This is a genomic window from Methanothrix sp. (assembly GCF_024518575.1).
Classification (GTDB): Archaea; Halobacteriota; Methanosarcinia; order Methanotrichales; family Methanotrichaceae; genus Methanothrix_B.
The window spans coordinates 1-15,860 of the sequence record NZ_JANIHG010000035.1 but is presented as its reverse complement, the minus strand read 5'-3'; the positions used below and the strand labels follow the sequence as shown (position 1 = coordinate 15,860).

The 15,860-nt window shown below is 55.2% G+C and carries 17 protein-coding genes and 2 tRNA genes; 14 read left to right on the top strand and 5 right to left on the bottom strand.

Annotated features, from left to right (window positions below):
- Positions 1–186 precede the first annotated feature (186 nt).
- Genes NQU42_RS06935 through NQU42_RS06910 form a run of 6 tightly spaced genes read left to right on the top strand, consistent with a single transcriptional unit; the run spans position 187 to position 3,454 of the window.
- Complete coding sequence (locus NQU42_RS06935) at positions 187–594, top strand: DUF1699 family protein (RefSeq protein ID WP_296610156.1); 408 nt, start codon at positions 187–189, stop codon at positions 592–594.
- 46 nt (positions 595–640) lie between these two features.
- The gene (locus NQU42_RS06930; RefSeq protein ID WP_296610154.1) at positions 641–1,132 is read left to right on the top strand and encodes a hypothetical protein; all 492 of its coding nucleotides are present in this window, start codon (positions 641–643) and stop codon (positions 1,130–1,132) included.
- 12 nt (positions 1,133–1,144) lie between these two features.
- Complete coding sequence (gene tpiA, locus NQU42_RS06925) at positions 1,145–1,807, top strand: triose-phosphate isomerase (protein WP_296610153.1); 663 nt, start codon at positions 1,145–1,147, stop codon at positions 1,805–1,807.
- 4 nt (positions 1,808–1,811) lie between these two features.
- On the top strand, positions 1,812–2,084 hold the full coding sequence (locus NQU42_RS06920) for an acylphosphatase (RefSeq protein WP_296610151.1): 273 nt from the start codon (positions 1,812–1,814) through the stop codon (positions 2,082–2,084).
- Positions 2,085–2,102: 18 nt separating this feature from the next.
- Positions 2,103–2,282, top strand: a complete 180-nt coding sequence (locus NQU42_RS06915; protein WP_296610150.1) for a 4Fe-4S binding protein — start codon at positions 2,103–2,105, stop codon at positions 2,280–2,282.
- Positions 2,279–3,454 (top strand): NAD(P)/FAD-dependent oxidoreductase, encoded by a 1,176-nt coding sequence (locus NQU42_RS06910; protein ID WP_296610148.1) that lies wholly within the window; start codon positions 2,279–2,281, stop codon positions 3,452–3,454. The genes NQU42_RS06915 and NQU42_RS06910 overlap by 4 nt, the downstream gene beginning before the upstream one ends.
- A 95-nt stretch (positions 3,455–3,549) precedes the next feature.
- Here NQU42_RS06910 and NQU42_RS06905 read toward each other — a convergent pair whose 3' ends face one another.
- Both NQU42_RS06905 and NQU42_RS06900 read right to left on the bottom strand, forming a co-directional pair.
- Positions 3,550–4,014, bottom strand: coding sequence for a peptidylprolyl isomerase (locus tag NQU42_RS06905; RefSeq protein ID WP_296610146.1), 465 nt, complete (start codon positions 4,012–4,014; stop codon positions 3,550–3,552).
- A gap of 63 nt (positions 4,015–4,077) precedes the next feature.
- Positions 4,078–4,149 (bottom strand) — tRNA-Gly (locus NQU42_RS06900).
- A 364-nt stretch (positions 4,150–4,513) separates the two neighbouring features.
- Here NQU42_RS06900 and NQU42_RS06895 point away from each other — a divergent pair.
- Genes NQU42_RS06895 through hemB form a run of 5 tightly spaced genes read left to right on the top strand, consistent with a single transcriptional unit; the run spans position 4,514 to position 9,917 of the window.
- Positions 4,514–6,574 (top strand): NosD domain-containing protein, encoded by a 2,061-nt coding sequence (locus tag NQU42_RS06895; protein WP_296610144.1) that lies wholly within the window; start codon positions 4,514–4,516, stop codon positions 6,572–6,574.
- Positions 6,575–6,597: 23 nt separating this feature from the next.
- The gene (gene ahbB, locus NQU42_RS06890; RefSeq protein WP_296610142.1) at positions 6,598–7,065 is read left to right on the top strand and encodes a siroheme decarboxylase subunit beta; all 468 of its coding nucleotides are present in this window, start codon (positions 6,598–6,600) and stop codon (positions 7,063–7,065) included.
- Positions 7,062–7,766 (top strand): bifunctional precorrin-2 dehydrogenase/sirohydrochlorin ferrochelatase, encoded by a 705-nt coding sequence (locus tag NQU42_RS06885; protein WP_296610141.1) that lies wholly within the window; start codon positions 7,062–7,064, stop codon positions 7,764–7,766. The genes ahbB and NQU42_RS06885 overlap by 4 nt, the downstream gene beginning before the upstream one ends.
- Positions 7,714–8,967, top strand: a complete 1,254-nt coding sequence (gene hemA / locus NQU42_RS06880; protein ID WP_296610140.1) for a glutamyl-tRNA reductase — start codon at positions 7,714–7,716, stop codon at positions 8,965–8,967. The genes NQU42_RS06885 and hemA overlap by 53 nt, the downstream gene beginning before the upstream one ends.
- A 5-nt stretch (positions 8,968–8,972) precedes the next feature.
- Complete coding sequence (gene hemB / locus NQU42_RS06875; RefSeq protein WP_296610158.1) at positions 8,973–9,917, top strand: porphobilinogen synthase; 945 nt, start codon at positions 8,973–8,975, stop codon at positions 9,915–9,917.
- A 143-nt stretch (positions 9,918–10,060) separates the two neighbouring features.
- On the opposite strand, the gene nadA is transcribed toward hemB, so the two are convergent.
- Positions 10,061–10,954 (bottom strand): quinolinate synthase NadA, encoded by an 894-nt coding sequence (gene nadA, locus NQU42_RS06870; protein ID WP_296610138.1) that lies wholly within the window; start codon positions 10,952–10,954, stop codon positions 10,061–10,063.
- Positions 10,955–11,326: 372 nt separating this feature from the next.
- Between nadA and NQU42_RS06865 the strand changes: the two genes are divergently transcribed.
- Positions 11,327–11,400: transfer RNA gene (locus NQU42_RS06865), tRNA-Val, on the top strand.
- Between the two features lie 107 nt (positions 11,401–11,507).
- On the opposite strand, the gene NQU42_RS06860 is transcribed toward NQU42_RS06865, so the two are convergent.
- Positions 11,508–13,451, bottom strand: coding sequence for a NosD domain-containing protein (locus NQU42_RS06860; RefSeq protein ID WP_296610137.1), 1,944 nt, complete (start codon positions 13,449–13,451; stop codon positions 11,508–11,510).
- Positions 13,452–13,677: 226 nt separating this feature from the next.
- Here NQU42_RS06860 and NQU42_RS06855 point away from each other — a divergent pair, with 226 nt between their 5' ends.
- Positions 13,678–14,844 (top strand): FprA family A-type flavoprotein, encoded by a 1,167-nt coding sequence (locus tag NQU42_RS06855; protein ID WP_296610135.1) that lies wholly within the window; start codon positions 13,678–13,680, stop codon positions 14,842–14,844.
- A 49-nt stretch (positions 14,845–14,893) separates the two neighbouring features.
- Complete coding sequence (locus tag NQU42_RS06850) at positions 14,894–15,541, top strand: N-glycosylase/DNA lyase (protein ID WP_296610133.1); 648 nt, start codon at positions 14,894–14,896, stop codon at positions 15,539–15,541.
- A gap of 60 nt (positions 15,542–15,601) precedes the next feature.
- Here the strand turns inward: NQU42_RS06850 and NQU42_RS06845 are convergent.
- Positions 15,602–15,860, bottom strand: a 259-nt coding sequence (locus tag NQU42_RS06845; protein WP_296610132.1) for a matrixin family metalloprotease, incomplete at its 5' end; no start/stop codon positions are given.

The window sequence follows — 15,860 nt, the reverse complement described above, 5'->3', positions numbered from 1 at the left end:
GCGGCTTGTCTGGGTGCAAGACCTGGATGCGGACTATACCACCCTTAAGATCTGTTCTCACTTATTCTTGGCATGCTAAAAATAGATGCGATATATGCAGATTCAGTTTCTACTTATAGAATATCAGTTTCTTGACTACTACAATTACCATTATCTATATATATTTTAACATCATTGTTTCTAACCATGAGATTAAGGGTTGTGAGCTCTAAGAAGGAGATATCAGACCTGAACCGGAACGAGCAGGTCGTCCATCTCGCATTCAGGGCCTCCAACATGGACGTCATGAACCTGGTCAGGACGTGCCCGCGGCTCAAGGCAGTTCAGATTCCTCCATCTTACTATCAGACGATGTCAAAGGCAGCACAGCAGTTCCTGGAGCTACAGGGGATAGAGGTCATTAAGGGAGACGTCTGGGGCCATCGCAAGGACATAGACGAGTACTACTCCGTGAGCGAGAAGGTCATAGATCGGATAGCCTCGCTCATGGCCGAGGGCTACAGCATCGACGAGACCGTGAAAAAGGTGCATCGGGAGACAAAGCTCTCCGAGGACCTCATACGCTATCTCCTGAAGGAGCAGGTGATGGCCTGAGCAGCCACCACCATAGTTTTATTTCTTGAAGTGAAAATCCCCGCTCATGGAGCTGGAGCGCCTGATCAGGGACTTTCTGGTGCGATCCCGGCGCGACCTCAGAGCACAGCTCGAGGCCAAGTATGGTCTGGATCCAGATGAGATCGATGAGATGCTTGATCGCATGATTCACAGGGTCTACGGACCCGCGCTCAGCCTCGCAGAGAGCCTGAAGCATGGCCGCGTCGCGCTCTTCGTGGAGCGAGAGGGCTGCTCGGTATGCAGGGATACCACACCAGAGCTGGAGCGTTTCCTGAAAGACCACCCGGATTTCAGCTGCATCAAGCTCGAGTACTCCAAACCAGAGGGTCTCATCTATCACATCCTGCATCAGGAGGAGAGCGGCAGGCTTCCGCTTGTCGCTTTGATATCAGACGGCACCGTGATGATGCTCGAGACCGGCAGCGCCAGAGCGTTCGCGGAGTACGAGCGCGCAGCAAAATGCGAAGGCGTGTGCGAGGTCAGAGCGCCTGGCAAGTCAGATTGTCACGGAGTTTAGGTGGGAGGGGCTTTGACGCTGATAGTTCTTAACTTCAAGACCTACAGGGAGGCGACAGGAGATTCGGCTGTCGCCCTCTCAAGGATATGTGAGAGCGTAGCATCTGAGTATGGTGTCGATATCGCGGTTGCGCCGCAGGCCGCTGATATAAGAGCGGTCGCATCTGCTGTGAGCATACCGGTTTATGCGCAGCACGTCGATGGTGTCGGCTTCGGCAGCTTCACCGGGCACATCACTGCTGCCTCCGTGAAGGCAGCAGGGGCATCAGGATCTCTCATAAATCACTCGGAGCGCCGGCTCAGGCTCGCAGACATAGAGGCATCTCTCCGTGCGTGCAGGTCAGAGGGGCTCACGTCGATAATATGCACGAACAACGTCGCAACTACAAGAGCTGCTGCAGCCCTGCGGCCGGATTATGTCGCGGTGGAGCCGCCGGAGCTCATAGGCTCGGGGATCCCTGTCTCCAAGGCAGATCCTGAGGTCGTCAGGGGCTCGGTCGAGGCTGTCAGAGCACTGGAGAGAGATGTTGGAGTGCTCTGCGGGGCGGGAATCTCTCACGGCGATGATCTCAGAGCTGCTCTTGAGCTCGGCGCTGTGGGCGTGCTTCTCGCCTCGGGGATCGTGAAGGCGAAGGACCAGCGGAAGGCGCTCGAGGATCTGGTGACAGGGGTTTGAGGTCATGACCATATGCGTTCGCGTCAGGGTCTCAGGAAGGGTGCAGGGCGTCGGCTACAGGTACTACACCACAACCCACGCAAAAGCGCTCGGGGTTAAGGGCTGGATAAGGAACCTCCCAGGTGGTGGCGTTGAGGCTGTGCTTGAGGGGGAGAGGAAGAGCGTCGGCGAGCTTCTCGGCCTGATGAAATCAGGGCCATCTGGTGCGATGGTCTCTGGAATGGAGATCGCGGAGCTCGAGTGCAAAGGCTATGATGATTTCAAGATAATCTACTGAATGCAGGGGTGGAGTCGATTGATCACTGTCAACAGATACGTTTGCGGATACTGCGGCGCATGTGTCGGCGTCTGCCCTGTCTGCGCCCTCGAGCTCGTGGAGACCTGGATAGAGGTCTCTGATGAATGCATAGAGTGCGGCAGGTGCGTCAAGCTCTGCCCGACCGGGGCGCTCAGTCTCGAGGGGGCTAAGGGATGAGGTGTGATGTTGTTGTCGTTGGCGCCGGCCCGGGCGGATCGATGGCTGCGAAGACAGCTGCAGAGAGGGGCCTGAAGGTCGTTCTTATAGAGAAGCGGCAGGAGATCGGGGATCCGGTGAGGTGCGCTGAGGGAGTCAGCAAGGCGCGCCTGAGCAGCATGATCAAACCTGACCCGAAATGGATAGCGTCAGAGGTGAAAGGCGCGCGCCTCTACGCCCCGGATGGCACGAGCATTGTGATGTCAGAGGACAAATCCGGGGACGAGGTGGGGTACGTGCTGGAGCGGAAGATCTTCGACCGCGCGCTGGCGATGGACACGGCCCGTGCAGGCGCGAAGGTGATGGTCAAGACCAGAGCCCTTGACCTGATCAGAAGAGATGGATCTGTGAGAGGCGTCAGGGCCATGCGTTATGGGGAGATCATCGATATAGAGGCGGATGTCGTCATAGGCGCGGACGGTGTCGAATCTAAGGTGGGGAGATGGGCCGGCATAGACACATCACTCAAACCCGGAGACATCGAGGTCTGCGCGCAGTTTCTGCTATATGATAAAAGCATCGACGACGAGTACTGCGAGTTCTTCCTGGGAAATGAGCTTGCTCCCGGGGGCTACGTCTGGTCGTTCCCGAAGGGCGAGCATCTGGCGAACGTCGGTCTTGGCGTGATCGGCTCGAGATCAGAGCCCGGAGCGCCCGTGAAGCTCCTGAGAAGGTTTGTTGAAACGAGAATGCCTGATGCGAGGATCGTGGAGATGGTCGTCGGCGGTGTTCCGGTCTCGGGTCCGATCGAGAGGACAATTGCAGATGGGGTGGTGCTGGTCGGAGATGCCGCGCGCCAGTCTGACCCGATAACAGGAGGGGGCATACTCAACGCGATGCAGGCGGGGGTAATCGCGGGCGAGGTCGTCTCCGAGGCTGTGTCCAGCGGTGATACCGGCGTCGAGGGGCTCATGGCCTATGAGAAGCGCTGGCGTGAGAGCATCGGAAAGCAGATCGCCAGACATCTCGATCTGAAGGAGTTCTTCATCAGGCTGAGCGATGAGGACCTGAACAAACTCATGCACTCGATCCAGTCAGAGGACGTATCCAAGATGGATCTCAGGGGCATGCTCAGGGTGCTGATCCGCCTGAACCCGAAGATGCTGTGGGAGCTGAGGCATCTTGTGATGTAGCTCTGGCGCGACCTCGAATGGAGTTGTATACAGCAATGCAGGCATCAGCTCATACTGTGCTGCCTCTGCATTCATCGAATGGCGCGGGGAGCTATTCAGCCCACCACCCTTGCGGATATGATCACCACGTCCTCAAGGGGCCTGTCATCGGCGTCTGTCCTCACGCCTCCTATTTTATCGACCACGTCCATCCCCTCGACGACCTTACCGAAGACGGGATGCATTCTGTCCAGGTAGTTGTTGTTCACCAGGTTGATGAAGAACTGGCTGCCTCCAGTGTTCGGTCCTGCGTTCGCCATGGCCACTGTCCCGCGGTCGTTCCTGTTGTGCCTGGAGAACTCATCAGGGATTGTGTAACCAGGGCCGCCATAGCCTGTGCCTGTCGGGTCTCCTGTCTGGATCATGAATCCTGCGATCACCCTGTGGAATATCACGCCATCGTAGAAGCCACGTTCGACGAGCTTCAGAAAGTTCCCCGCAGTTATGGGCATGTCATCGTAAAGCTCAATCACCACATCCCCCATGGATGTCTTTAAAAGCACCCTGCGATTACCGGCCATGGGTTTTGGTACGGGGCAATGAAATATAAAAGTGATGCGTGAAGCGCACTAAAGCAGATTCAGTGCGGCTGCCGGGATTCGAACCCGGGTTACGAGCTTGGGAAGCTCATGTCATAACCACTGGACCACAGCCGCACGGTTAAAGTAAAATGCACGAGAGCTATTAAATCTTGTGCCTTGCATTGCGGCACCTTGGATGGCGGAACGAAGATCGACAGACCCACAATTGTATGCCGGCTCGAATAAGTGAAATGTGTAGCATGTGAGCGGTCTGTTGGCATTGCCTTAGATGCGTGAGGTGGCAAGGAGGTTGCGGGCCCGCAGGGTGGAGGACTGCCCCGGCCCGCAGCTGTTAAAACTGGTCGCCTCCACGGGTACGTTTACGTAATACTATTTAAAGATTTCGTAATAAAATAGGTTAGATCAAATATAAATATGTTGATGTGCTCTGGCGAAACTATATCACCCTGCAGCTTAATATTGATATGGAGGATTTCCTGTGAGCCTGTGGCGGGCTGTACTTATTGTCTCCCTGGTAGCCGTAATAGTATCTGCATCCAGCGCGAGGACTCTTGTCGTGGACCAGCAGAAGACCGGCGCGATCAGAAGCGTTAATGCGGCGATCGCAAATGCGCAGAACGGTGATGAGATACTTGTCATGCAGGGGTACTACAGGGAGAGCGTGGAGATCAACAAGTTGGTCTCCATAAAAGGATACGGCGCCACCATCGACGGCATGGGGCGTACGGTCTTCCGGATGATAGCCTATGGGAGCAGCATATCCAACCTCACGATCCTCGGGAGCGGCAGGGATCCGGCAGTCGTGATAGAGGGATACGCATCTGTGACAGGCTGCAACATCAAAAACGCCTCCACAGGAATCGCAGCATACAGGGGAGTGGTATCGAACAACACCATCTCAGCTACCGCATACGGGATAAGGCTGAACGGCTCCGCGATCGTCGAGAAGAACACGATATCAGGACCGCTGGGGGCTGGCATAGAGGTGAGATGCAACGATTCAATTATCGCCAGCAACACTGTTACATCTGCGGGAAATGCGATAGATGTGGCCGGGAACAACAACACCGTTGTTTTCAACGATGTCTGTTCATCTAACATAGGCATACGCCTGAAGTCGGCGAAGAGCAACATGATAATGAACAACACCTGTGAGAACAACAGGATCGCTGGAGTTTATCTGGAGGACTCGAGGAACAACAGCATATCCTCGAACAGGCTTCTCTGCAATGGCAACGGTCTGCTCATGAAATCCTCATCCGGGAATGCTGTAATTGGTAACACCGTGGAGAAGAACGAGTACGGCATCTCCCTGAGGGGCTCTGGCGGCAACATGCTCAGGGAAAATATGCTGATCTCTAACATATACAACATGAGAATAGAGGCTGGCAACCTGGGCGATCTCAGACTGATATCAGATCCGAGGGCCAGGATGGATGACAACTCCTTCAACCAGAGCATCGACGAATCGAACACTATAGATGGCAGGCCGGTCCTTTATCTGGTCGGTAGCAAGAACCTCTCCGTAGAGAAGGATTACGGGTTTATAGGTCTCATAGACTGCGAGAACATCACTGTGAGAGACCAGAGCATATCGAACAGCAGCGCGGCCATCATGCTCGTTGGGGTCATCAACTCCAGAATCTCGGACTGCAGGCTCTCCAGAAGTGAGATAGGTGTCTCGATACTTGACTCAGGAGACTGCCTGGTGGAGAATACAACCGCGGAGGCATGCGGGATCGGTTTCTGGTTCGGTCGCTCTCAGGATATCCTTGTGAGAAGGAGCACGGCTCTGGACTGCACGGAGAGCGGATTCAGGCTTGAGGGCGACAGGAGGTCTAGGATAACAGATTCCCAGGTGGAGAATTGCACTGCCGGGATGCATCTGCTTGACGCACTATCCTCAGAGATCGTGCGTTCCAGGATCTCCTCGAACAGAGAGGATGGCATAAGGCTTGTTAGATCGCACAGATCAACAGTGAATGAGAATGAGGTGACAGGAAACAGCAACGGCATAGCAATCTCAGGCTCAAACCAGTGCGTTCTCGCGATGAACAACGCGAGCTCCAACGCGATAGGAATAAGAATCGAGCAGCTCTCTGGAGGATCTGCGGTTGACAACACCGCTCTCCGGAACAGGGAAGGGATCTTCGTGAACGGGGTGCGGGGATTCCAGTTCATCGGCAACAACATCAGCATGAACGAGAGATTCGGCATGCGAATGGGAAGCAGCTCAGGATGCAACATAAGCGATAACAGGTTCGTGGGCAACGGCATGGTGGGTCTGAGCCTGACCGACTGCAACGACAACAGGATCTACCATAACAGCTTCATCGATAACGGGTCGATGTTCGGACAGAACGCCGTGGACAACGGGAGCAACCTCTGGGACATGGGTCCGGTCATCGGCGGAAACTACTGGTCGGATCACAAGGTGAGTGGAAACCCCGGAGACTCCCCGAAGAGCGTGCCATCGAGGGGTGTGGACCGCTACCCATTCGAGAGGGATAACGGATGGAGGTCAGCCGCTCTGGTGTGAGTAAAACGCACGCTGGAGGAAGCATGTGCCAGGAGATGGATCCGACAGATCTCGCGCTGCTCAGGGCCTTGCAGGATGGGATACCGATCGGTCCCCGTCCATTCAGAGAGCTCGGAGAGAGGCTCGGGCTTGATGAGGGGGCTGTGATATCAAGGCTCAGAGCTCTCCGCGAATCCGGGGTTGTGAGAAGGTTCGCGGCCACCATAGGCCACAGGGCGCTCGGGATAGTCGCGAACGCGATGATCGTCTGGAAGGTAGAGGGTGAGATCGAGAGGATTGGAGGCATAATGGCCTCCTTCGAGGAGGTGACCCACTGCTACCAGAGGGCAACATGTGATGAGTGGCCCTACAACCTCTACACCGTGGTCCACTCGAGAAGCAGGGAGGAGTGCGAGGAGATCGCATCCAGAATATCTGAGGCCACCGGCGTGAAGGAGTACAGAATACTCTTCAGCGAGAGGGAGTACAAGAAGACGAGCGCAAGGATATGAGCAGAAGCCACGTTCCTCTTTTGATAGATCTGAAGGGTAGGCGCGTTGTCATATTCGGCGGTGGAGATGTGGCAGAGCGCAAGGCCAGGCTTTTCTCTCAGGGTGATCTCGTCGTTGTCAGCAGGGAATTCACTCCAGGCATACTCAGGATGGCATCTGATGGACTTCTGGAGATAGTGGAGGCAGATCTCACGACCAAGAATGGTCTTGAGATCGCAGATAGGGCGCTGGAGGGTGCGTTCATCGCCATACCTGCAACAAGTGACCAGGCGCTGAATGCAGCGCTCGAGGAGATGGCGCGGAGGAAGGGGGCGCTTGTGAACAGCGTCGACAGGGAGGGCGAGGTCGTGGTGCCATCGATAATAAAAAAGAGGTCTGTCGTCCTCGCGATATCAACAGGAATACCGGCACTCTCAAGGTACATTCGAATGAAGCTTGAGCGCGACGTGGAGGTTTACGCTCTGATGTCAGATCTCCTCAGCAGGATACGGAAGGACCTGAAAGAGAATGTGGGGCCGCAGAGCAGAAGGAGGGATCTGCTCTGGTCTGTGCTCTCTGACAGCTCTGTATGGTCATGCCTGGAGAATGGCGAGATCGAGAGAGCCCATGAAAAGGCCTATATGAGAGTCCGAGAGAATCTCACGCCAGATGAGCAGGATAACCTCGATGCTGGTGACCCACAAGAAGGCCTCGATAAATGAGATCGAGAACGCATGGCATGGAGACGTCGAAGCTCTCCTGAAGTGGGTCTCCTCGCATGACACCGTCGAGGAGTGCGCGGTCCTCAAGACATGCAACCGTGTCGAGATATACGTGGTCTCTCCCCGCGGTGAGAAGGTCCTCTTCGAGATAGCAAAGAAGGCCCGTGTCTCCTCCAGGATAATTGACATCCACGACCACGACGAGTCGCTCCTGCACCTCCTCAGGCTTGCCTCAGGGCTTGAGTCCATGATAATAGGGGAGGACCAGATCCTCGGCCAGATGAAGGAGCTGTACAGGATCGCGAAGAGTCTGGGCTACACCGGCTGGGTCCTTGACACAGCTTTCAAGAAGGCGATCCAGGTGGGGAAGCGCGTCCGGAAGGAGACCGCCATAAACGAGCGCTCTGTCTCAGTTGGATCTGCAGCTGTTGATCTCGCCGAACAGATACTTGGGAGTCTGGAGGGAAGATCTGTCCTGGTGATCGGCGCAGGCGAGACCGGAGAGCTGATATCAAAAGCGCTCGTCTCAAAGAACATAGGCGCTCTCTATGTGACAAACCGCACATTCGGAACTGCGCTCTCCCTTGCTGCATCTCTCGGGGGCACAGCTGTGCCGTATGAGGAGATGAAGCAGAAAATAAGAGAGGCAGATGTTGTGATAAGCGCGACCTCAGCGCCCCATTACATACTTCTCAAGGATGATATCGAGCGCGCGATGGCGGGCCGGAAGAACAAGCTTCTGATCATAGACATAGCAAATCCCAGGGATGTGGATGAGGCTGTGCGCGAGGTAGAAGGCGTGGAGCTTCACAACATAGACAGCCTGAAGCAGATAAGCGATGAGAACATGCGGCAGAGGATGAAGGAGATCGAGAAGGTCGAGGCCATAATAGAGGAGGAGCTGGAGCTTCTCAGGGCCAAGTACAAGAGAAAGGAGGCTGAGGAGCTCCTTGCGAGGATCTACTCAGAGGCTGAGAAGATAAAGGAGCAGGAGGTGAGGAGGGCGATGAACAAGCTCAGCGCCTATCACACCCTGGGGGAGATAGAGCAGAAGGTTCTCATGGACATGAGCCACTCGATTGTGAACAAGATATTCGCAGAGCCGACAAAGGCTCTCAAATCAGCCGCTGAGAGGGGCGACACCGAGATGCTCAGGTATGCTGCGGATCTATTCAGGCTGAACCAGGAGGATTCTGATTGAGGCGCATGAGGCGTTTGAGAAAGCCCGGCATCAGGGAGATGGTCGCAGAGACGAGGCTCTCCGTCAAGGATCTGATAATGCCGATATTCGTGGATGAGCGCATCGATGAGCCGGTCCCGATAAACTCGATGCCAGGACAGATGCGGCAGAGCCTGAAGACTGTGGCAGATGAGGCCGGACGCATCGAGGAGCTGGGGATTCCGGCGGTGATACTCTTCGGAATACCCTCCGGAAAGGATGAGATCGGATCCGGCGCTTATGATCGTGAGGGGGTCATACAGAGGGCCGTAAGGCGCATCAAGGAGTCCACAGATCTCGTTGTCATAACAGATCTCTGCCTCTGCGAGTACACCAGCCACGGCCACTGCGGCGTGGTTCGCGGGCAGGAGATAATTAACGATGAGACGCTTCCCATCCTGGGCAGAACGGCGGTGAGCCAGGCAGAGGCCGGCGCTGACATCGTCGCTCCGAGCGGGATGATGGACCACATGGTGAGAGCGATAAGATCGGCTCTTGATGATAATGGTTACAGCGATGTCGCGATCCTCTCATATGCTGCCAAGTACGCATCATACTTCTACGGCCCGTTCAGAGAGGCAGCAGAGTCCGGATTCGCGTTCGGAGATCGCAGGAGCTATCAGATGGATCCTGCGAATGCGAACGAGGCTCTCTGGGAGGTCCAGCTCGATATCGAGGAGGGCGCTGATATGGTCATGGTCAAGCCTGCGATGCCCTATCTGGACATACTCCGAATGGTCAAGGAGATGTTCGGGATGCCGACCGCTGCTTACCAGGTCAGCGGGGAGTACAGCATGATCATGGCAGCTGCAGAGAGGAACTGGATCGATCGGGATGGAGCTATGCTGGAGGCACTGACATCCATAAAAAGAGCTGGCGCCGATATGATAATCACATACTACGCCAAGGAGTTTGCAGCAAGGTTCGCTTAGCGGATCTGAAGGGTCTGTGCATCTCGTATCGTCCACCTCAAATGTTGTCGGCACAGCCAGCTGGGATATGTTGGAACAGCATGCTGCTCCAAAGAAATCGGCCTCAACTCTGGTTCGCGGAAATGGCCTGTTCCTGCGAATCCTCAGATGGCAAGCATTCTCTCAATCGCCCGCCTCGCCCTGACCGCTGTGCTCTGCGGGACCTCCACCCTCGGGGAGAGCGTCTCCAGAGCTCGCAGAACCTTCTTCAGCGATGTCTTCTTCATATCCTCACATACAGCGCCGGTGCTGAGCGGATAGAACCTCTTTTCCGGGTTCTCAGCGCATAGCCTGTGGAGGATCCCGACCTCAGTACCTATAATGAACTCGCCCGCGCCGCTGGCTCTAGCATGTTTCAGCATGCCCGAGGTGCTGTAGACGCCGTCCGCAAGATCTATTACCTCAGGCCTGCACTCGGGATGAACGAGAAGCTCTGCGTTCGGATGCTTTCTCCTTGCCTCCAAGACATCCGATGCGGTGTATCTGTCATGGACGTAGCAGTATCCGTTCCAGGGAATTATCCTCTTATCGGTGTGCCTGGCGACGTAAGCCCCCAGGTTCCTGTCCGGTATGAACAGGATCTCGTCAGCCTCCAGGGAGTTGACGACCTGCACGCCATTCGCGGATGTGCAGCATATATCGCTTTCAGCCTTGACATCAGCTGAGGAATTGACGTAGCAGACCACTGCGGCATCAGGATGTCTCTCTCTCAGCGATCTCACATCCTGAGGCGATATCATCTGCGCCATGGGGCAGCAGGCGCTCCTGTCTGGATGTACGACGATCTTCTCTGGAGAGAGGATGGCTGCTGTCTGCGCCATGAAGTCCACGCCGCAGAAGATGAGTACCTCGCAGTCGATTGTGGCCGCAGCCCTGCTCAGCTCCAGGGAGTCTCCGGTGAGATCTGCGATGTCCTGCACGTCCCCCGGCTGGTAGTTATGCGCGAGTATTATGGCATCTCTCTCGGACTTCAGCCTCAGTATCTCCTTCTCAAGCATAATAGTCCGGATCTGGTGATAGGTCATTGTTTAAAAAAGCTGCTCTCCCTCTCAGGCGCATCCTCATGCGCCTCACGATGCTTCAAAGAGGTCCTCTTGAAATCACAAAGCATTACCATGAAAGCATGACATGGCTCCTGTGTCAGGGCGTTTCTGGACAAAACTAACATCGCATCGAGGCTTTCCTCCCCTTCGCACGCCTCTGTTTGTCGCATGCGGGGTTTTCTTATTCATTACGTATTCACGCAATGAGCTGTGATCTCATCATATGGCATATGTTTTTGAGACGCGCTCATCTACAAAAGCGACGAGTGATGCAGTCCTCGAATCGAGGGCAAGGTACTAATAATTGGTCGTATCTCTCTGCCTTGAGGGCCCGTGGTCTAGGTGGTTATGACATCGCCTTCACACGGCGGGGATCACGCGTTCGAATCGCGTCGGGCCCACTGCCCACAAAGCTCTTTTTCGGATTGGGCTTTCCAGATGTTGCCTCCAAAAGCATCTCCAATGATGCCCGTGAGATTATCATATGTAGAGGGCGGGGTATCGCCCTCTACACGACACGCACGACGTTGCTGGCGCCCATGTGCTTCCTGTAGACGTTGTTCTCAAACAGCCTGAAGTCGTAGTTGCCTCCGCCGTATGGAGCCCTGAACGTCAGGGTGCCGCATGACGGTCCGCCTGTCGGCTGCATGTTTATCCAGAACTTGTCCGGCCTCGTCACCCCATACATCCCTATGACGCTGTCCGGCATCGCGCCCCAGAAGTGCACGTATATCGCCTGGCCTGGCGAGACGGTCTCCGGCTCAGCTACTATCCTCACCCCGGCATTCGGCTTAACAGTTACCGATTCGCTGACCGCGAGGAGCCTGTAGCCATCGTCCGCGAACATGCGCACGTTGTATGTTCCCGGGGTGCTTGGTGTGTACAGGACAAACGAGCCATTAGTGCTCCCGTCGAGATATTTTCTGGATAGCGGCGATCGATCCCCTGCGCCTGTGGAGAAGATCCCGATCCAGTCGCCCTCGTAGCCAGGAGCTCCTGAGTATGTCACGTTGATCGGCTCGCACGCCTTGACCTCTGCAGGTGCGATATGGACCTCTGGTACCTCAACGCTTATCGGGAGATACACCAGCTCCTCTGCAGAGTACATCCGTATCTCGTAGGACCCCACGATCCTGGGAGCCTCTAGCGCCATCTCTCTCACACTGCTGTTCGCGTTGCTGTACGATATCGCCTTTGTCCTGTCAAGAGCGCCATGGGGCTCGCTTGCTGGCAGTATCCCTATCCAGGCGGTGAGGTTCTCAGGAACTGACAGCCTGAGATCGATCCTCTCACCTGGCATGAACACCATCCTGTCCAGGCCGAGGTACGCGCCACTCTTCCTGGACATGAACCTTGCCTTCATCGGATCCTTCGGCGATAATGGATGTCTGTCAGTGGACATACCGCCCTCGATCTCGTGGGCCGAGTCGCACATACCATCGCGATTTCTGTCCCTGCACCCCTCCTCAGGCTCATCGAAATCGCTGTAGTGGTTCCCAATAGCGCCGTTGTCCCACTGGTTGTTCCCGTCATCGACTGCGTTCTCTTCGTTGTTGATGAGCGTGTTGTTATAGATCGTGTTGGTCGTGTACGCGTTCAGATCTTTGTCCCTCACGTCATAGCTCTCGATATCGCTGTTCGGCTTGTACTTTATCGAGACTCCGCCGTACTTGCCCGGATTCTCGATGGGACGGATGGATTCTGTATCGTTGCGGTTTGTTATTCTTATTCCAATGCTGTTGTTGCTCGCGAGATTTCTTGTTATGTTGTTGCCCCTGGAGGTCTCCAGGGAGATGCCTATCTGGTTGAATCTGATGGTGTTATCCTCGATGAGATTCCTGTTGCTCGATCTCTCCACAGAGAGTGCCTCGAAGGTGGTATTCGATATGCTGTTACCTCTTATCGTGTTTGACTCAGATGATACCAGTCTTATGCCGCGGATGTTGTTCTCCAGGCGGCTTCGGATTATGATGTTGTTCGTGGAGTTGTCGAGGAGTATTCCCGCCTCGCTGCTCGCCTCAGCCAGTATACCATCAAGAGTGCAGCCCTCAGCGAATATCAACGCGATCCCGTATCTGTTGCCGGAGACCTGGCAGTCGATCAGGCGATCATTCTTTCCCCTTACCGATATCCCTGCATCCATCGAGGTGATTCCCGAGCCGGTCGCCCTGATCCCCTCGATCACCACGTCATCTCCGGAGATCGTAACAGCAGTTCCTGATCCGCCTGCGTTCACCTCAGGATATCCGGATGTGGTGTTTCCCCTGATGATCAGGCTCTTATCAACCACGATCCTCTCTTGGTAGGTGCCGCCCTGAATCTCTATTGTATCACCGGATGACGCCGAGTTTATCGCTGCCTGGATGCTGCTGCCGGGCGTTACCACAAAGGTTTCTGAGTGCGACGGTGCGATCAGAAGGAGCATCAGAAGACAAAGTGCATATCTGTGCATAGGTTTACCGGGAGGACTTCAGGGTATAAAGAGTATCGCTGCATCCATTGTGCATTTCGACAGGAAACGCATTCATCACCCGCAAAGCTCAGCCATGGAGAGGATCTCCAGGTTCACAGCACACTCATGAGTCTGCGAGAGGTCGCATGCTACCGATCCCGAGCACCTGGACAGAGCTAAAGTTAAGTCAGATGCATGCTCATTTCAATAAAAGGTCGGGATTAACATGATCCGAGAGGTATGTAAAGACGTATTCCATGTGGGCGCGATAGACTGGGACAGGCGGCTCTTCGATGCGCTCATACCCCTGCCGGAGGGCACCAGCTACAACTCCTATCTCATAAAGGGCAGCGAGAAGACAGCGCTTATAGACGCAGTCGATCCGCGCATGAAGGATGTGCTGCTAAGCAACCTCGACGCGCTCCGCGTTGATAGCATCGATTACGTGATATCACAGCACGCAGAGCAGGACCACTCCGGTGCGATAAAGTTCCTGATCGACAGGTACGATCCCAAAGTTCTCGGATCCCAGAAGTGCATCGAGCTTCTCCTCGATTTCGGCATTGTCTCAAAGGATCGCGCGCGCGCTGTGAGCGATGGTGAGATGCTCTCTCTGGGGGATATGACACTTGAGTTCATAAGCGCGCCATGGGTACACTGGCCTGATACGATATTCACCTATCTCCGGGAGAGGCGAACGCTGTTCACATGCGATTTTCTCGGATCACATCTTGCGACCAGCGATCTCTTCGCGTGGAACCACGAGAGCGCAAAGAGGTATTACGCTGAGATAATGATGCCATTCAGGGCGAACGCGAGGAGGCATCTCGAGCGCGTGAGGGCTCTAGCGCCGGATATCATCGCGCCGAGCCATGGGCCCTTGCACGATAATCCCGAGATCGTGCTGAGTGCTTATGCTGACTGGACCTCAGATGATGTGAGGAATGAGGTGGTGGTGCCGTTTGTATCGATGCACGGCTCCACGGAGATGATGGTGAGCCATCTGGTCGATGCGCTGATCGATCGAGGTATATCGGTGAAGAGGTTTGATCTCACGAAGACCGATATCGGCGCGCTTGCAGCATCGCTTGTTGACGCCGCCACCATAGTCTTCGGGACGCCGGCGTTCATAACAAGGCCGCATCCTCTGATCGCATACGCGGCCATCCTCGCGAATTCGCTCCGCCCGAATGCCAGGTTTGCGTCGATCATCGGCTCCTATGGCTGGGGCGCCAGGATCGTCGAGGAGCTAAAATCGCTCATGCCGAACCTGAAGATGGAGATCATCGAGCCTGTCATAGTGAAGGGCTACCCGAAGAACGATGATCTGAGATCGATCGAGATGCTTGCAGATGAGATCCTCAGGAGGCACAGGGAGCTCGGGCTGCTTTGAGCTCACGGCCGAGACATCCCGATTTGATGTCTGGAGATCACGATGAACCATGGCAACAGATGAGGTCGAGCAGCTGAAGGAGCTGCACAGGGAGCTGGAGGACCTCATAGAGGCCAGGCTGAGAGAATTCGATCTGCTCTGGCTGAATGCCGATGAGGAGCGGCTCTTCGAGGAGCTTGTCTTCTGTCTTCTGACACCACAGTCGAGAGCCAGGTCATGCTGGGCAGCAGTGGAGAAGCTCTCCTCCATGGGCGAACTGCGCTGTCCTGCCCAGGATAGGGTACAGAGCGAGCTCAAAGGGGTGCGGTTCAGCCGCAGGAAGGCTGAGTACATATGCAGGGCGAGGGGGCTGTTCACTGTGGATGGAAGGCTGTCTTTGAGAGCCCGCATAGATCCAAAGAATCCGTTTCAGACGCGCGAATGGCTCGTCGGAAACGTGAAGGGCATGGGATACAAGGAGGCGAGCCACTTCCTGAGGAACATTGGCCTGGGCAGGGATCTCGCGATACTCGACAGGCACATCCTGAAGAGCCTGGTTCGGTTTGGAGTTATATCAGACATCCCGAAATCGCTTGGCAGAGGAAGATACCTTCAGATCGAGGCTGCGATGTCGGAGTTCGCGCGCGTTATCGACATACCGATGTCGCATCTCGATATGGTCCTGTGGTACATGGGAGCTGGGGAGGTGTTCAAGTAGGTCACGCGAGAGAAGAAATTTGTTTTAAAAATGATCGGGATCTCACAGAGCAGATCCCAATCAGCTGCCGTAAAGCTTCTTTATGCCCGCCTTATCGCCGTTGCCGAGCGTCCTCTGCGGATCGTTGTAGCTGTTCATTATCTGGTAGTAATCGCCTCTTCTCGGATCGCTCGTCGGGAGCGTGTAGAGATCTCCCAGACCCAGGGTGTGACCGAGCTCGTGGAGAGCGACTGTCTGGACGTCGAAGATGCGACCATTGTTGTTAACAGCTGTTGTCCAATCAGTGGTCCAGCTGTACCTCGTGTTGTAGCTCACATCC

Excerpts from the sequence above, each read along its gene's own strand:
- ahbB (WP_296610142.1), top strand. The coding sequence starts at position 6,598 with ATGTGCCAGGAGATGGATCCGACAGATCTCGCGCTGCTCAGGGCCTTG.
- NQU42_RS06885 (WP_296610141.1), top strand. The coding sequence starts at position 7,062 with ATGAGCAGAAGCCACGTTCCTCTTTTGATAGATCTGAAGGGTAGGCGC.
- NQU42_RS06855 (WP_296610135.1), top strand. The coding sequence starts at position 13,678 with ATGATCCGAGAGGTATGTAAAGACGTATTCCATGTGGGCGCGATAGAC.
- hemB (WP_296610158.1), top strand. The coding sequence starts at position 8,973 with ATGAGGCGTTTGAGAAAGCCCGGCATCAGGGAGATGGTCGCAGAGACG.
- NQU42_RS06910 (WP_296610148.1), top strand. The coding sequence starts at position 2,279 with ATGAGGTGTGATGTTGTTGTCGTTGGCGCCGGCCCGGGCGGATCGATG.
- NQU42_RS06905 (WP_296610146.1), bottom strand. The coding sequence starts at position 4,014 with ATGGCCGGTAATCGCAGGGTGCTTTTAAAGACATCCATGGGGGATGTG.
- NQU42_RS06850 (WP_296610133.1), top strand. The coding sequence starts at position 14,894 with ATGGCAACAGATGAGGTCGAGCAGCTGAAGGAGCTGCACAGGGAGCTG.
- NQU42_RS06930 (WP_296610154.1), top strand. The coding sequence starts at position 641 with ATGGAGCTGGAGCGCCTGATCAGGGACTTTCTGGTGCGATCCCGGCGC.
- NQU42_RS06860 (WP_296610137.1), bottom strand. The coding sequence starts at position 13,451 with ATGCACAGATATGCACTTTGTCTTCTGATGCTCCTTCTGATCGCACCG.
- nadA (WP_296610138.1), bottom strand. The coding sequence starts at position 10,954 with ATGCTTGAGAAGGAGATACTGAGGCTGAAGTCCGAGAGAGATGCCATA.
- NQU42_RS06935 (WP_296610156.1), top strand. The coding sequence starts at position 187 with ATGAGATTAAGGGTTGTGAGCTCTAAGAAGGAGATATCAGACCTGAAC.
- NQU42_RS06920 (WP_296610151.1), top strand. The coding sequence starts at position 1,812 with ATGACCATATGCGTTCGCGTCAGGGTCTCAGGAAGGGTGCAGGGCGTC.
- hemA (WP_296610140.1), top strand. The coding sequence starts at position 7,714 with ATGAGCAGGATAACCTCGATGCTGGTGACCCACAAGAAGGCCTCGATA.